The 12883-nt window shown below is 67.3% G+C and carries 11 protein-coding genes and 1 rRNA gene; 7 read left to right on the plus strand and 5 right to left on the minus strand.

What is annotated here, in order from left to right:
- Window positions 1-10: 10 nt before the first annotated feature.
- From rnc to H6844_20070, 5 genes are all read left to right on the plus strand, one after another.
- Window positions 11-688 carry a ribonuclease III gene (gene rnc / locus H6844_20050; GenBank protein ID MCB9931697.1) on the plus strand — a complete coding sequence of 226 codons (678 nt, stop codon included), beginning with the start codon at window positions 11-13 and terminating at the stop codon, window positions 686-688.
- Complete coding sequence (gene era, locus H6844_20055; protein MCB9931698.1) at window positions 685-1596, plus strand: GTPase Era; 912 nt, start codon at window positions 685-687, stop codon at window positions 1594-1596. Before rnc ends, era begins: the two co-directional genes overlap by 4 nt.
- Window positions 1596-2348 carry a DNA repair protein RecO gene (gene recO, locus H6844_20060; GenBank protein ID MCB9931699.1) on the plus strand — a complete coding sequence of 251 codons (753 nt, stop codon included), beginning with the start codon at window positions 1596-1598 and terminating at the stop codon, window positions 2346-2348. The genes era and recO overlap by 1 nt, the downstream gene beginning before the upstream one ends.
- On the plus strand, window positions 2345-4582 hold the full coding sequence (parC, locus tag H6844_20065) for a DNA topoisomerase IV subunit A (protein MCB9931700.1): 2238 nt from the start codon (window positions 2345-2347) through the stop codon (window positions 4580-4582). The genes recO and parC overlap by 4 nt, the downstream gene beginning before the upstream one ends.
- Before the next feature lie 106 nt (window positions 4583-4688).
- Complete coding sequence (locus H6844_20070) at window positions 4689-6632, plus strand: acetoacetate--CoA ligase (GenBank protein MCB9931701.1); 1944 nt, start codon at window positions 4689-4691, stop codon at window positions 6630-6632.
- 245 nt (window positions 6633-6877) lie between these two features.
- Here H6844_20070 and H6844_20075 read toward each other — a convergent pair whose 3' ends face one another.
- From H6844_20075 to H6844_20095, 5 genes are all read right to left on the minus strand, one after another.
- Window positions 6878-8119, minus strand: coding sequence for a cytochrome P450 (locus H6844_20075; protein ID MCB9931702.1), 1242 nt, complete (start codon window positions 8117-8119; stop codon window positions 6878-6880).
- A gap of 25 nt (window positions 8120-8144) precedes the next feature.
- Window positions 8145-8342, minus strand: coding sequence for a ferredoxin (locus H6844_20080; protein MCB9931703.1), 198 nt, complete (start codon window positions 8340-8342; stop codon window positions 8145-8147).
- A 169-nt stretch (window positions 8343-8511) separates the two neighbouring features.
- Window positions 8512-8940, minus strand: coding sequence for a hypothetical protein (locus H6844_20085; GenBank protein ID MCB9931704.1), 429 nt, complete (start codon window positions 8938-8940; stop codon window positions 8512-8514).
- 4 nt (window positions 8941-8944) lie between these two features.
- Complete coding sequence (locus H6844_20090) at window positions 8945-9376, minus strand: YeeE/YedE family protein (GenBank protein ID MCB9931705.1); 432 nt, start codon at window positions 9374-9376, stop codon at window positions 8945-8947.
- A 21-nt stretch (window positions 9377-9397) separates the two neighbouring features.
- Entirely contained in the window at window positions 9398-10447 is a 1050-nt protein-coding gene (locus tag H6844_20095; protein ID MCB9931706.1) for a cyclase family protein, read from the minus strand.
- Window positions 10448-10608: 161 nt separating this feature from the next.
- Between H6844_20095 and H6844_20100 the strand changes: the two genes are divergently transcribed.
- On the plus strand, window positions 10609-11382 hold the full coding sequence (locus H6844_20100) for an SDR family oxidoreductase (GenBank protein MCB9931707.1): 774 nt from the start codon (window positions 10609-10611) through the stop codon (window positions 11380-11382).
- Window positions 11383-11870: 488 nt separating this feature from the next.
- Window positions 11871-12883 (plus strand): 16S ribosomal RNA (locus H6844_20105); the annotation flags it as partial.

Here is a 12883-nt window from a genome sequence, read left to right on the forward strand (position 1 = left end):
CTCCGGCACCATGCCGCCCGCTTTGGCGGACCTGCTGGGCCATGCCTTCCGCAACCCGGACCTGTTGCAGGCGGCCCTGACCCATCCGAGCGCCGGCGAGCGGGACGAGCGCCGCGCCTATGAGCGGTTGGAATTCCTGGGCGATCGGGTGCTGGCGCTGGCGATTGCCGAACTGCTGCTGGAACGCTTCCCCAGGGACGACGAGGGCGCGCTGTCGCGCCGTCTCGTCAGTCTGGTGCGGGCGGAGACGCTGGCGGAGGTGGCCGATGGCCTGGGCCTGGGCCGGCATCTGGAAATGGCGCCGTCGGCCCGGAAGGACGGCGCCCGCGCCCGCATCTCCATGCTCTCCGACGCCTGCGAGGCGGTGATTGGCGCGCTGTATCTGGACGGCGGGCTGGAGCCGGCGCGGGCCTTCGTGCGCCGGCACTGGGCCAGCGCGGTCGAGACCGGCGGCAAGCGGCCCTTGCAGGACGCCAAGACCGGCCTGCAGGAATGGTTGCAGGGCCGGGGCCTGGCGCTGCCGACCTACACGCTGGTCGGCCAGGAAGGCCCGGCGCACGCGCCGGAATTCACCGTGGAGGTCCGGGCGGAAAACGGCCGCGCGACCACCGCCACCGGCCCCAGCAAGCGCGCGGCCGAGCAGGCGGCGGCCGAGGCGCTGCTGGCACAACTAGAGGCGTCGGAATGAACGAGAGCGCAGAAGAATCGCGCCGCTGCGGCCTGATCGCCCTGGTAGGCGCGCCGAATGTCGGCAAGTCCACGCTGATCAACCGGCTGGTGGGCGCCAAGGTCGCCATCGTCACGCCCAAGGCGCAGACGACGCGCACCCGCGTGCTCGGCATCCGGGTCGAGGGGCCGGTGCAGGCGGTGTTCGTCGACACGCCCGGCATTTTCAAGCCGAAGCGGCGGCTCGACCGGGCCATGGTGCACACCGCCTGGCGCGAGGCCGGCGATGCGGACGAGACCTGTTTCCTGATCGACGCCGGCAAGGGGCTGGACGCGCCGACCCGCGCCATCGCCGCCCGGCTGAAGGAGAGCGGGCGCGAGGTGGTGGCCGTCCTCAACAAGATCGACAAGGTGCGCCGGCCGCGCCTGCTGGATCTGGTGCAGGAACTGACCGCGCTGCTGCCCTGCCGCGACGTGTTCATGATCGCCGCCATCAACGGCGACGGCGTCGAGGACCTGTTCGCCAAGCTCGCCGCGCGCCTGCCGGAAGGTCCCTGGCTGTTTCCGGAGGACCAGCTCTCCGACATGCCGGAGCGGCTGATGGCGGCGGAGGTGACGCGCGAGAAGCTGATGCTGGCGCTGCGCAACGAGCTGCCCTACGACCTGACCGTCGAGACCGAGGACTGGCAGCAGTTCCAGAACGGCGCGCTGCGCATTTCCCAGGTGGTGCATGTAGCCCGCGACAGCCAGAAGGGCATCGTGCTGGGCCGGCACGGCGAGCAGATCAAGCGCATCCGCGAGTCGGCGCAGCGGGAATTGCAGGCGATCTACGAGGTGCCGGTGCATCTGTTCCTGCACGTCAAGGTCCGCCCCGGCTGGGACGAGGACCGGGCGCATTTCCGCGACCTGGGGCTCGACTGGAACGTATGATCGAGTGGCAGGACGACGGCGTGCTGCTGCTGGCCGAGCCGCATGGCGAGGGCCACGCGGTCGCCCAGATCCTGACCGAAGCCCATGGCCGCCATGCGGGACTGGTGCATGGCGGCGCCTCGTCGCGCCGGGCGCACGAATTGCAGCCGGGCGCGGCAGTGCGCGTCGCCTGGCGGGCGCGGCTGGACGGGCATCTCGGCACCTATGCCTATGAGTTGGTGACGCCGCACGCGGCCTTCTGGCTGGAGGACCGGCGCCGGCTGGCGGGGATCGCGTCCGCCTGCGCCGTGGCGACCGTGCTGCCGGAGCGCGAGCCTCTGCCCGGCGTCTATCACGGCCTGGTCGCCTTTCTGGGCGCCTTGGAGAACGAGGCCTGGCCCGCCGCCTATGTGCTGTGGGAGCTAGGGCTGTTGCGGGCGCTCGGCTATGGCCTGGCGCTGGAGCGGTGCGTCAAGACCGGCGCGACCGAGGGGTTGGCCTATGTCTCGCCCCGCACCGGCGCGGCGGTGACGGCCGATGGCGCCGGCGATCTGGCGCCGCGGCTGCTGCCATTGCCGGGCTTCCTGGCCGGCGGCGACGGCTTCGAGGACGCGGACATCGCGGCGGGCCTGCGCCTCACCGGCCATTTCCTGAAGCGGGACGCGTTCGGCGCGGTGCACAAGGACCTGCCGCCGGCCCGCTACCGGTTGGCGGATTGTTTTGCGCCAGAATCCCCCGTATCGGAAGACTCCAACCCGGAGGAGTCCGCGTGAGCGACGACGACGACACCCAGGACGGCCGCGATCCGATCCGGCCGGTCGATTTCGAACAGGCGCTGTCCGAGCGCTATCTGGCCTATGCGCTGTCCACCATCATGGCGCGCTCGCTGCCGGACGTGCGGGACGGGCTGAAGCCGGTGCATCGCCGGCTGCTCTATGCCATGCGCGAACTGGGCCTGAACCCGCGCGCCGGCTTCAAGAAGTGCGCCCGCGTCGTCGGCGACGTCATGGGCAAGTTCCACCCGCATGGCGATGCCGCGATCTATGACGCCATGGTCCGCCTCGCCCAGGAATTCGCGGTGCGCTATCCGCTGGTCGAGGGCCAGGGCAATTTCGGCAATATCGACGGCGATAACCCCGCCGCCATGCGTTACACCGAGGCGCGGCTGACCGCCATCGCCGAGGCGCTGCTGGAGGGGATCGACGAGGACACGGTCGATTTCCGCGACACTTATGACGGCGAGGGTGCGGAGCCGGTGGTGCTGCCGGCGGCCTTCCCGAACCTGCTGGCGAACGGCGCCCAGGGCATCGCCGTCGGCATGGCCACAAACATTCCGCCGCACAATGCCGATGAGCTTTGCCAGGCGCTGCTGCTGCTGATCAAGAACCCGGAGGCGAGCCTCGCCCAGGTGATGAAGCGGCTGCCGGGACCGGACTTTCCCACCGGCGGCGTGCTGGTGGAGGATGCGGACAAGATCGCCCAGGCCTATGCCACCGGGCGCGGCTCGCTGCGCCTGCGCGCGCGCTGGGAGAAGGAGGATCTGGGCCGCGGCCAGTGGCAGGCGGTGGTGACGGAAATTCCCTATCAGGTGCAGAAATCGCGGCTGGTGGAGAAGATCGCGGAACTGCTGGACGCGCGCCGGCTGCCGCTGCTGGTCGACGTGCGCGACGAGTCGGCGGAGGACGTGCGGCTGGTGCTGGTGCCGAAAACCCGCTCCATCCCGCCGGAAGCGCTGATGGAATCGCTGTTCCAGGCGACCGAGCTGGAAACCCGCTTCGGCCTGAACATGAACGTGCTGGACGGCGGCACCGTGCCCCGGCTGATGGGGCTGGTGGAGGTGCTGAAGGCGTTTCTGGACCACCGGCTGGAGGTGCTTCAGCGCCGCACCCAGCACCGGCTCGGCCAGATCGCGCACCGGCTGGAGGTGCTGGAAGGCTATCTGATCGTCTATGCCAATCTGGACGAGGTGATCCGGCTGATCCGCGAATCCGACGAGCCGAAGCCGGCGCTGATGGCCCGCTGGGACCTGACCGAGGTGCAGGCGGACGCCATCCTGAACATGCGCCTGCGCGCGCTGGCCCGCTTGCAGGAAATCGAAATCCGCGCCGAACACGCCAAGCTCACGGCCGAGCAGGCGGAGTTGCAGGCCTTGCTGGCGGACGAAAGCCTGCAATGGGCGACGATCGGCGGGCAGATCGGCGACATCCGGGCCAAGTTCGGCGCCAAGACGCCGCTGGGTGCGCGCCGGACCGAGATCGCGGGCACGCCCGAGGCGGTCGACCTGTCGGTCGAGGCGCTGGTGGAGCGCGAGCCGGTGACGGTCGTGGTCTCGGAACAGGGTTGGGTGCGGGCCTTGAAGGGCCATCTCGCCCCCGATGCCGAGGTGAAATACAAGGACGGCGACGGCGAGCGCTTCCGCGTGCCCTGCCAGACCACCGACAGGCTGTTGTTGTTCACCGCCGGCGGCCGCGTCTACACGCTGGCGGCCGACAAGCTGCCGGGCGGGCGCGGCCAGGGCGAGCCGTTGCGCCTGCTGGTCGACGTCGCCGCCGAGGACGAGCCGATCGCGCTGCTGGTGGCGGCGAAGGAGTTGGGCCTGATCCTGGCCTCCAGCGACGGCCGCGGCTTCCGCATCGCCGCCGAAGCCTGCATCGCCCAGACCAAGGGCGGGCGGCAGGTGATGACCCCGGCAAAGGGCGCCCGCCTCGCCGTGGTGCATGCGGTGGCGGGCGACCATGTGGCGGTGATCGGCGAGAACCGGCGGCTGCTGGTCTTCCCGCTCAGCCAGTTGGCGGAGATGAGCCGCGGCCGGGGGGTGATGTTGCAGCGCTACAAGGGCGCGGGCCTCAGCGATCTCACCACCCTCGTGCTGGACGAGGGCCTGTCCTGGCAGGCGGGCGAGCGGGTGCGGCGCGAGACGGATCTGGTCCCCTGGCTCGGCAACCGCGCCGGCGCCGGCCGGCAGCCGCCGCACGGCTTCCCCCGGGACAACAAGTTCGACCGCTGAGGCCGGCTCGGCCCCCTTGTGCGGTCTTTCGCTTCGTTCGCAGGTGCGGTACCACTGACATTACCGTTTTGCGCGATCCGGAGCAGACCCTGCCATGGCCGAACCGATGTGGACCCCGAGCGAGGCGCGGATGGCGCCGACCCATATGCGTGCCTTCATGCGCCTGGTGGGCGAGCGCACCGGCCAGAGCCTTGCCGACTTCGACGCCCTGCACGCCTGGTCCGTCGCCGAGCCCGAGGCGTTCTGGACCGCCGCCTGGGATTATTGCGGCTTGGTCGCCGAAACCCGCGGCGATACCGTCATCGCCGACAAGGACCGGATGCCGGGCGCCCGCTTTTTCCCCGATGCGCGCCTGAATTTTGCCGAGAACCTGCTGCGCCATGCCGGCGGTGCGCCGGCGCTGATCTTCCGGCGCGAGGACGGGCTGCGCCAGGAATGGTCGTGGGACGAACTGCGGGAATTCGCGGCTCGGGTCGGCCACAGCCTGGACCAGCACCATATCGGCGTCGGCGACCGGGTTGCGGCCTATCTGCCGAACATGCCCGAAGCTATCGGCGCCATGCTGGGCGCGGCGGCGGGCGGCCGGGTCTGGTCGTCGTGCTCGCCGGATTTCGGCGTGCAGGGCGTGCTTGACCGCTTTGGCCAGATCGGGCCGAAAATCCTGTTCACGGTCGACGGCTACATGTATGGCGGCAAGCGCATCGACATCCGCGACAAGGTGGCGGAGGTGGCCAAGGCCCTGGACACGTGCGACTGGGTCGTGGTCATGCCCTTCCTGGAGGAGGAGCCAGATCTTTCCGGCATTCCGCGGGCGGTCAGCCTGAAGGACTTTCTCGCCTGGAGCGAGCCGGCGCCGCTGGAATTCACGCAGCTGCCGTTCGACCACCCGCTCTATATCCTGTTCTCCAGCGGCACGACCGGCGTGCCGAAATGCATCGTGCACAAGGCCGGCGGCGTGCTGCTGAAGCATTATGTCGAGCACGTGCTGCACACCGACGAGCATGCCGGCGACCGGCTGTTCTATTTCACCACGCTGGGCTGGATGATGTGGAACTGGCTGGCGAGCGGGCTGGCCGCGGGCTCGACGCTGTTGCTCTATGACGGCTCGCCCTTCCATCCGGGGCCGAACGTGCTCTGGGACCTGATCGCCGAGGAGAAGTGCACGATCTACGGCACCTCGGCGAAATACATCGACGCGCTGGCCAAGGAGGGCTTGCGGCCGCGCGACACGCACGACCTCTCGGCGCTCAGGGCGATGCTGTCCACCGGCAGCGTGCTGGTGCCGGAGGCGTTCGACTATATCTACGACGCCATCATGCCGGACGGGCAGCTGGCCAGCATTTCCGGCGGCACCGACCTTTGCGGCTGTTTCCTCTCCGGCAACCCGCTGGGGCCGGTCTGGCGCGGCGAGTTGCAGTGCGCGAGCCTGGGCATGGCCACCGACGTCTTCACCGAGGACGGCCAGCCGGCACCGGTGGGCGAGAAGGGCGAACTGGTCTGCACCAACGCCTTTCCCTGCATGCCGCTGGGCTTTTGGAACGATCCGGGCGACGAGCGCTACAAGGCCGCCTATTACGAGCGCTTTCCCGGCGTCTGGTGCCATGGCGACTATTCGGCCAAGACCGAGCATGGCGGCATGATCATCTACGGCCGCTCGGACGCGACCCTGAACCCCGGCGGCGTGCGCATCGGCACCGCGGAAATCTACCGCCAGGTGGAGCAGCTGAACCAGGTGGTCGAGTCGCTGGTGATCGGCCAGGACTGGGACAACGACACCCGCGTCGTGCTGTTCGTGCGCCTGCGCGAGGGCGAGGTGCTGGACGACGCCCTGGTGCAGGCGATCCGCAAGCGCATCCGCGAGGGCGCCTCGCCCCGGCATGTGCCGGCGAAAATCGTGCAGGTGACGGACATTCCGAGGACGCGCAGCGGCAAGATCGTCGAACTCGCCGTGCGCGACGTGGTGCACGGCCGCCCGGTCAAAAACCAGGAGGCGCTGGACAATCCGCAGGCGCTGGACCAGTTCCGCGACCGGGAAGAGTTGAGAACCTGAGCGGACGGCGGGGATTCTCGCCTCTCTCGGTCATTGCGAGGCGCAGCCGAAGCAATCCAGGCCGCCCCCTGTTCCCCGGAGGGCGCGGAGCGCCGGCCCGGGGCCGCTCGCTCTCGCGAACACGGGCGGGGGCGATGTTCGAAGGATGACACCGGTCCCGGCCCTCGCCTCTGGCTCGGCCGGGAAACATCGGCGGCCATCGGTGGGGGCCTCAGCCCGCACCTCCGGCCGCCTGACCGAGAGGCCTACGCCCCCAGCTTCACCGGCACGTTGCGCGGGCCGCGGACCTGGCCGCCGGCCCAGGTGACGCCCTCTTCCGAAACCAGAGAGAATTCCGGGTAGCGCTCGAACCAGAGGCGCAGGCCCACATGCAACTCCATCCGCGCCAGGTTGGAGCCGGCGCAGCGGTGGATGCCGGTGCCGAAGGCGATGTGGCGGTTCTGCTGCCGGTCGATCACGAACTCTTCCGGCTGCTCGAACACGTCCGGGTCGCGGTTGGCGGCCGGGAAGGTCATCAGCAGCTTGTCGCCGGGCTTCATGTCGGCGCCGTGCAGGGAGACCTCCTCCGTCACCTTGCGCGCCATGGTCACCGGCGAGTAGTAGCGCAGCACTTCCTCCACCGCGACCGGCAGCAGGTCCGGCTCGGCGACCAGACGCTTGCGGTCCTCCGGATGGGTGGAGAAATGGTAGAGCGCGGAACCGATCGAACTCCAGGTGGTGTCGATGCCCGCCACCAGCAGCAGGTTGCACATGCCGGCCACGGTATGGTCGGAGAGCTTCTGGCCCTCGACCTCCGCCGCCAGCAGCTTGCTGATGACATCGTCGCCGGGGTTTTTCTTCCGGGCCTCGATCTGCTCATAGAAGAAGGTGCGGATCTTGGCGCGGGCGGCGCGGCGCAGTTCCGGATCGGTCTGGCCCAGTTCCAGCAATTCCTGGGTCCACTGCGTGAACTCGGCGGCGCGCGCGATGTCGATGCCCAGAATGTAGGCGATGACGCGCGGCGGGATTTGCTGGGCGTATTCGACGGCGGCATCGGCGGTGTCGCGGCCCTCCAACTCGTCCAGCAGGCCCTTGCAGATGTCCTCGGTCATGGCCGTGTAGCCGGCGACGGCGCGCGGCGAGAAGAAGGGCAGGATCAGCCGCTTGAACGGGTTGTGCTCCGGCGGGTCGGCGGTGATCGGCGGATTTTCGGTGCCATAGGCCTTCAACTCCGCGATCAGTTCCTCGCGCAGCACCGGGTCCGGCGGGATGACGGTGATGGAGCGCGACGAGAAGGTCGGCACCATGTTCGCCATTTCCTGAATGTCCGCATAGCGCGTCGGCATCCAGGAGCCCCCCCAGCGGGTGGTGTGGGCGATGGGGCATTTGCCGCGCAAATCCTGCCAGATCGGGCCGGGATCGCGGGTGTAGCCCTCGTCCATCACGTCGTAGTCGTTTGCCCAGTCGTGTACCGGGCATCCGTTCTCGTTGCGGCTTGTGTCGCTCATGGCGCGAATCCTCCTTCGCGATGCCCTAGTCTTCGACCACGGAAATGGCGAATTCCGGGCAGTTGTCGATGCACAGCTGGGCTTTTTCTTCCATGCCGGCGGGCACCTGCCCGTCGTTCAGGGCTGTGGCCAAGCCAAAATCATCCACTTCGAACAATTCCGGCGCAAGCGAAAAGCAGCGGTTGTGACCCTGACAGAGATTGGGATTGACGCGAATTTTCATCGGGCTCCTCGTTCATTGCGGCTTTGTTGTTGGGCTCGCGGTTGCGTTGCCTCGAAAACCGAAAACCGAAAGCCGATCCACCGCCGCAATGGCACCGCATTGGCCGATTATCGGACTTTCGTCGCAAAGCGTAACACGGCGGTGCCGGCAAGGGTAGGGCGCGTATGCCTCAGCCGCGCCGGTTGGCGGCCGCGTTGGCCACCATGTTGGCCAGCGCCATGCCGGCGATCATCGCCGCGGCGAACAGCCAGACCGGCCAGCCGTCGAGCGGGAGGACGGCCAGCGCCGGGCCGGGGCAGAGGCCGACCAGCCCCCAGCCAAGCCCGAACAGCGCCGAACCGCCGACCAGGCGCAGGTCCAGAACGGTGGAGGGCGCGCCCGGAAAGGCCGGGCCGAACAGCGGCCGGCGCCCGGGCGTCAGCCGCCAGGCGACGGCCATCGGCAGCACGGCGCCGCCCAGGACGAAGGCCAGGGTCGGGTCCCAGGCGCCGCCGGCGACGTCGAGGAAGCCCAGCACCCGCGCCGGGTTCACCATGTCGGAGAGGGTGAGGCCGAGGCCGAAAATGCCGCCGGCGATCAGGGCAATGACGATCCGCATCGGCCTAGGCTCCCAGCAACAGGGGGCGGAGGAGGGCGGTGGTGAGCACCGCCACGCCCATGAACACGCACACCGCCACCAGCGAGCGCACCGACAGCCGCGACAGGCCGCAGACGCCGTGGCCGCTGGTGCAGCCATTGGCCAGCACCGTGCCGAAGCCGACCAGCAGGCCGCCGGCGACGACGAGGCCCGCATTCGCCGTGACGACGATGGCGGGCGCGGCCACCAGCCCCCGGTACAGGGCCGGGACCGCGATCAGGCCGACGACGAAGGCGACCGTCTCGGCCCGGTCGGTGCTGGCGGCGCGGAGCGTGCGGGAGACGATGCCGCTGATCCCGGCGATTTTGCCGTTCGCCAGCAACAGCAGGGCGGCGGAGGCGCCGATCAGCAGCCCTCCCAAAAGCCCCATCAACGCAGCGGTCGGGTCGAATGCCATGGTTCAGCGGCTCCTGAAGTGTCAGACCGTCGCGATCGGGCTCGACGGCGAGCCGACCGCGCCCGGCAGGCGCAGCGGCGGCGCCGTCAGCAGGAAGCGGGTGCGGTCATGGGCGCGCAACCAGCGTGCCAGTTCGCCCAAATACCAGAGTTCGCCGATATTGACACCCAGCTTGAACAGGCAGAGCTCGTGCAGCGGCAGGCGGGCATAGCGCTCGGCCATGGCCGGGCGGGACGGGAAGCCCTCGACCGCATAATTGTCGGCGCAGATCACCGAAATCCCCGAGTCGGCGATCCATTGCTGCAACCGGCGGTCGCGGCCGTTCAGCACCGCATAGGAATTGTGCAGCTTGTGCTCGTCCGGGTCGCCGGCGGCGTCCATGACATAGTCGGCGAAGCCGGTGTAGATCAGCAGCATGTCGCCGGGCGTGACCTCGACCTTGGTCGCCTCCAGCGCCCGCATCCAGTCGTCATAGCCGACATAATGGCGGGTCTCGCCGTGATGGCGTTCCAGGTCGACCAGCACGCCGCGGCCCTGCATGCCCTTGGCGGCCATGTTCTCGACCCCCAGCTTGCGCGCGCCGGTGGTCTCGCCGGTTTTCTCGACCCGGCCGTCCAGATGGTATTTCACCGGGCCCTTCACGTCCTCATGGCCCCGATAGCCGTTGTAGAAGCGGATTTCCGGCTCGCCGTCGCCGTCGGCGTCGAACAGGCTGCCCACATGGGCAAAGGTGTCCCACTGGGTCGCGTATTGCAGCACCATGTCGACCCGGTCGTCGCAGCCGACATCGGTGAAATGCGGGTCGTCCAGGGCGGCGGGGTAGAGATAGCGCTGGGTGCCGTCCGGCAATTGCGTCGGGCGCAGCGTGTAGGGGCCACGGGCCGGGTTCAGCTTGGTGCCGCCCGGCAGGTTCAGCGGCAGCGACAGGCAGAAGGACAGGCCCTCCTTCACCTCGGCGATGCCTTCCAGCACCTTTTGGGGGGTGATCAGGTTGACCCGGCCGAGTTGATCGTCCTCGCCCCAGTCGCCCCAGGTCGAGCCCTCGGGGCGGACGGTCCAGCGTTTGGCCATGATGTGCGTTTCCTCGTTGCATGCGATGGGATGGCCGCAGCATTGCGCGCCCCGGGCGGCGGCGCAAGCCGCTGGCCCAAGCCCCTGGCCAAGGCCGGTGCGATTGGGCAAAGTGTGGGCTCTTCAAACCCGAATTCCCGTTGCAGTGGAAGGAAAGCCCAATGCAAAACCCGTTCTCCATGGAAGGCCGCAACGTCCTCGTCACCGGTGCCGCCCAAGGTATCGGCCGCGACGTGGCCAAGACCGTCGTTGGCCTGGGCGGCCGGGTCGCCGCCGTCGACCTGAACGCCGACGGCATCAAGAGCCTGAAGGACGAGCTGGGCGACGCCTGCCTGCCCTATGTCGGCTCGGTGACCGACCAGGGCCAGACCGAGCAGATCGTCCAGGACATGGTGAAGGAATGGGGCTGGGTGCACGGCCTGTTCAACAATGCCGGCATCGTGCGCGCCGCCATGATCCACAAAATGGAGCGCGAGACCTGGGACCAGGTGATCAACGTCAACCTGACCGGCGTCTACCTGACCCTGCAGGCGGTCGGCCGGCAGATGATCGCCCAGGCCAATGGCGAGGATGCGAAGGTCACCAACGGCCAGGTCGTCAACGTGTCCTCGATCGCCGGTACCGCGGGCACGATCGGCCAGATCAATTACGGCGCGGCCAAGGCCGGCGTGCTCGGCATCACCATGAGCGCGGCCAAGGAATGGGCGCGCTATGGCATTTGCGTGAATTCCGTGGCGTTCGGCACGGTGGTCACGCCGATGACCGAGGTGATCCGCGGGCCGAAATTCGCGGCCCAGACCATGTCGCGCATCCCGCTCGGCCGCTATGCCGAGACCAGCGACGTGTCGCCGACGGTGATTTTCCTGATGTCGCCGGGCTCCACCTATATCACCGGCAAGAACGTCACCATCGACGGCGGCATCACCGCCATGTGAGGATTTTTGGCCCGAGGGTGAAAATAGGGATATGTACCTATTGCCTTCCTTCGAGGCCCTGCGTATAAACGCATCTCTGGTTGGCGCCGCGGACGACTTGCCGCCGCCAACCACTTCCGAGCCGCTTCCGGGCGGCTCGACTGGTCTCCGGAGGCCGCCCTATTCGGGCGGCTTTTCTGACCGGTCATCGCGGTTCTCCGTGATGGTGCTCTTGAACAATTGAGCGTGCGTAATGGAAGGGATGCGCGGGCGGCGGTGTTTTGGTTTATGCGACTGATGTCGTATGGATCGAAGCACAAGTATTGTCGTTCGTGTGTTCTGGATACGAGGTCTTCTCGTATCTAAACCTAAGGACATGACATTTTGGCTGGGTTTGTGCCTGGTTGGGATGTTTGTCTGAACGCTTTATTTGTGCGGGACCAAGCGACTTTGGTTGGCTTGAGGTGCCTGGACTGTGGGTTTTGGCTCACGGTCTGTATGGTTACTCCTCAACCTGAGAGTTTGATCCTGGCTCAGAACGAACGCTGGCGGCATGCCTAACACATGCAAGTCGAACGAGCTCTTCGGAGCTAGTGGCGGACGGGTGAGTAACGCGTAGGAACCTACCGAACAGTGGGGAATAACAGTTGGAAACGACTGCTAATACCGCATACGCCCTTCGGGGGAAAGGCTTCGGCCGCTGATTGAGGGTCCTGCGTTCGATTAGCTTGTTGGCGGGGTAACGGCCCACCAAGGCGACGATCGATAGCTGGTCTGAGAGGATGATCAGCCACACTGGGACTGAGACACGGCCCAGACTCCTACGGGAGGCAGCAGTGGGGAATATTGGACAATGGGGGAAACCCTGATCCAGCAATGCCGCGTGCGTGAAGAAGGCCTTAGGGTTGTAAAGCGCTTTCACCTGCGATGATGATGACAGTAGCAGGAGAAGAAGCCCCGGCTAACTCCGTGCCAGCAGCCGCGGTAATACGGAGGGGGCTAGCGTTGTTCGGAATCACTGGGCGTAAAGGGCGTGTAGGCGGCGTATTTAGTTGGGCGTGAAAGCCCCGGGCTCAACCTGGGAACTGCGCTCAATACTGATATGCTAGAGTCCGGGAGAGGCGAGTGGAATATCCAGTGTAGAGGTGAAATTCGTAGATATTGGATGGAACACCGATGGCGAAGGCAGCTCGCTGGACCGGTACTGACGCTGAGGCGCGAAAGCGTGGGGAGCAAACAGGATTAGATACCCTGGTAGTCCACGCTGTAAACGATGTGCACTAGACGTCGGGGGTTAGGCCTCCGGTGTCGCAGCTAACGCATTAAGTGCACCGCCTGGGGAGTACGGCCGCAAGGTTAAAACTCAAAGGAATTGACGGGGGCCCGCACAAGCGGTGGAGCATGTGGTTTAATTCGAAGCAACGCGCAGAACCTTACCAGCCCTTGACATGGGGATCGCGGCTTTCAGAGATGGAAGCTTTCAGTTCGGCTGGATCCCACACAGGTGCTGCATGGCTGTCGT

The organism is Alphaproteobacteria bacterium, assembly GCA_020638555.1.
Classification (GTDB): domain Bacteria; phylum Pseudomonadota; class Alphaproteobacteria; order Bin95; family Bin95; genus JACKII01.

Bases quoted from the DNA above. Each gene is read 5' to 3' on its own strand.
- era (MCB9931698.1), top strand. From the start codon at position 685: ATGAACGAGAGCGCAGAAGAATCGCGCCGCTGCGGCCTGATCGCCCTG.
- H6844_20090 (MCB9931705.1), bottom strand. From the start codon at position 9,376: ATGGCATTCGACCCGACCGCTGCGTTGATGGGGCTTTTGGGAGGGCTG.
- H6844_20095 (MCB9931706.1), bottom strand. From the start codon at position 10,447: ATGGCCAAACGCTGGACCGTCCGCCCCGAGGGCTCGACCTGGGGCGAC.
- H6844_20070 (MCB9931701.1), top strand. From the start codon at position 4,689: ATGTGGACCCCGAGCGAGGCGCGGATGGCGCCGACCCATATGCGTGCC.
- H6844_20085 (MCB9931704.1), bottom strand. From the start codon at position 8,940: ATGCGGATCGTCATTGCCCTGATCGCCGGCGGCATTTTCGGCCTCGGC.
- rnc (MCB9931697.1), top strand. From the start codon at position 11: ATGCCGCCCGCTTTGGCGGACCTGCTGGGCCATGCCTTCCGCAACCCG.
- H6844_20075 (MCB9931702.1), bottom strand. From the start codon at position 8,119: ATGAGCGACACAAGCCGCAACGAGAACGGATGCCCGGTACACGACTGG.
- H6844_20100 (MCB9931707.1), top strand. From the start codon at position 10,609: ATGCAAAACCCGTTCTCCATGGAAGGCCGCAACGTCCTCGTCACCGGT.
- H6844_20080 (MCB9931703.1), bottom strand. From the start codon at position 8,342: ATGAAAATTCGCGTCAATCCCAATCTCTGTCAGGGTCACAACCGCTGC.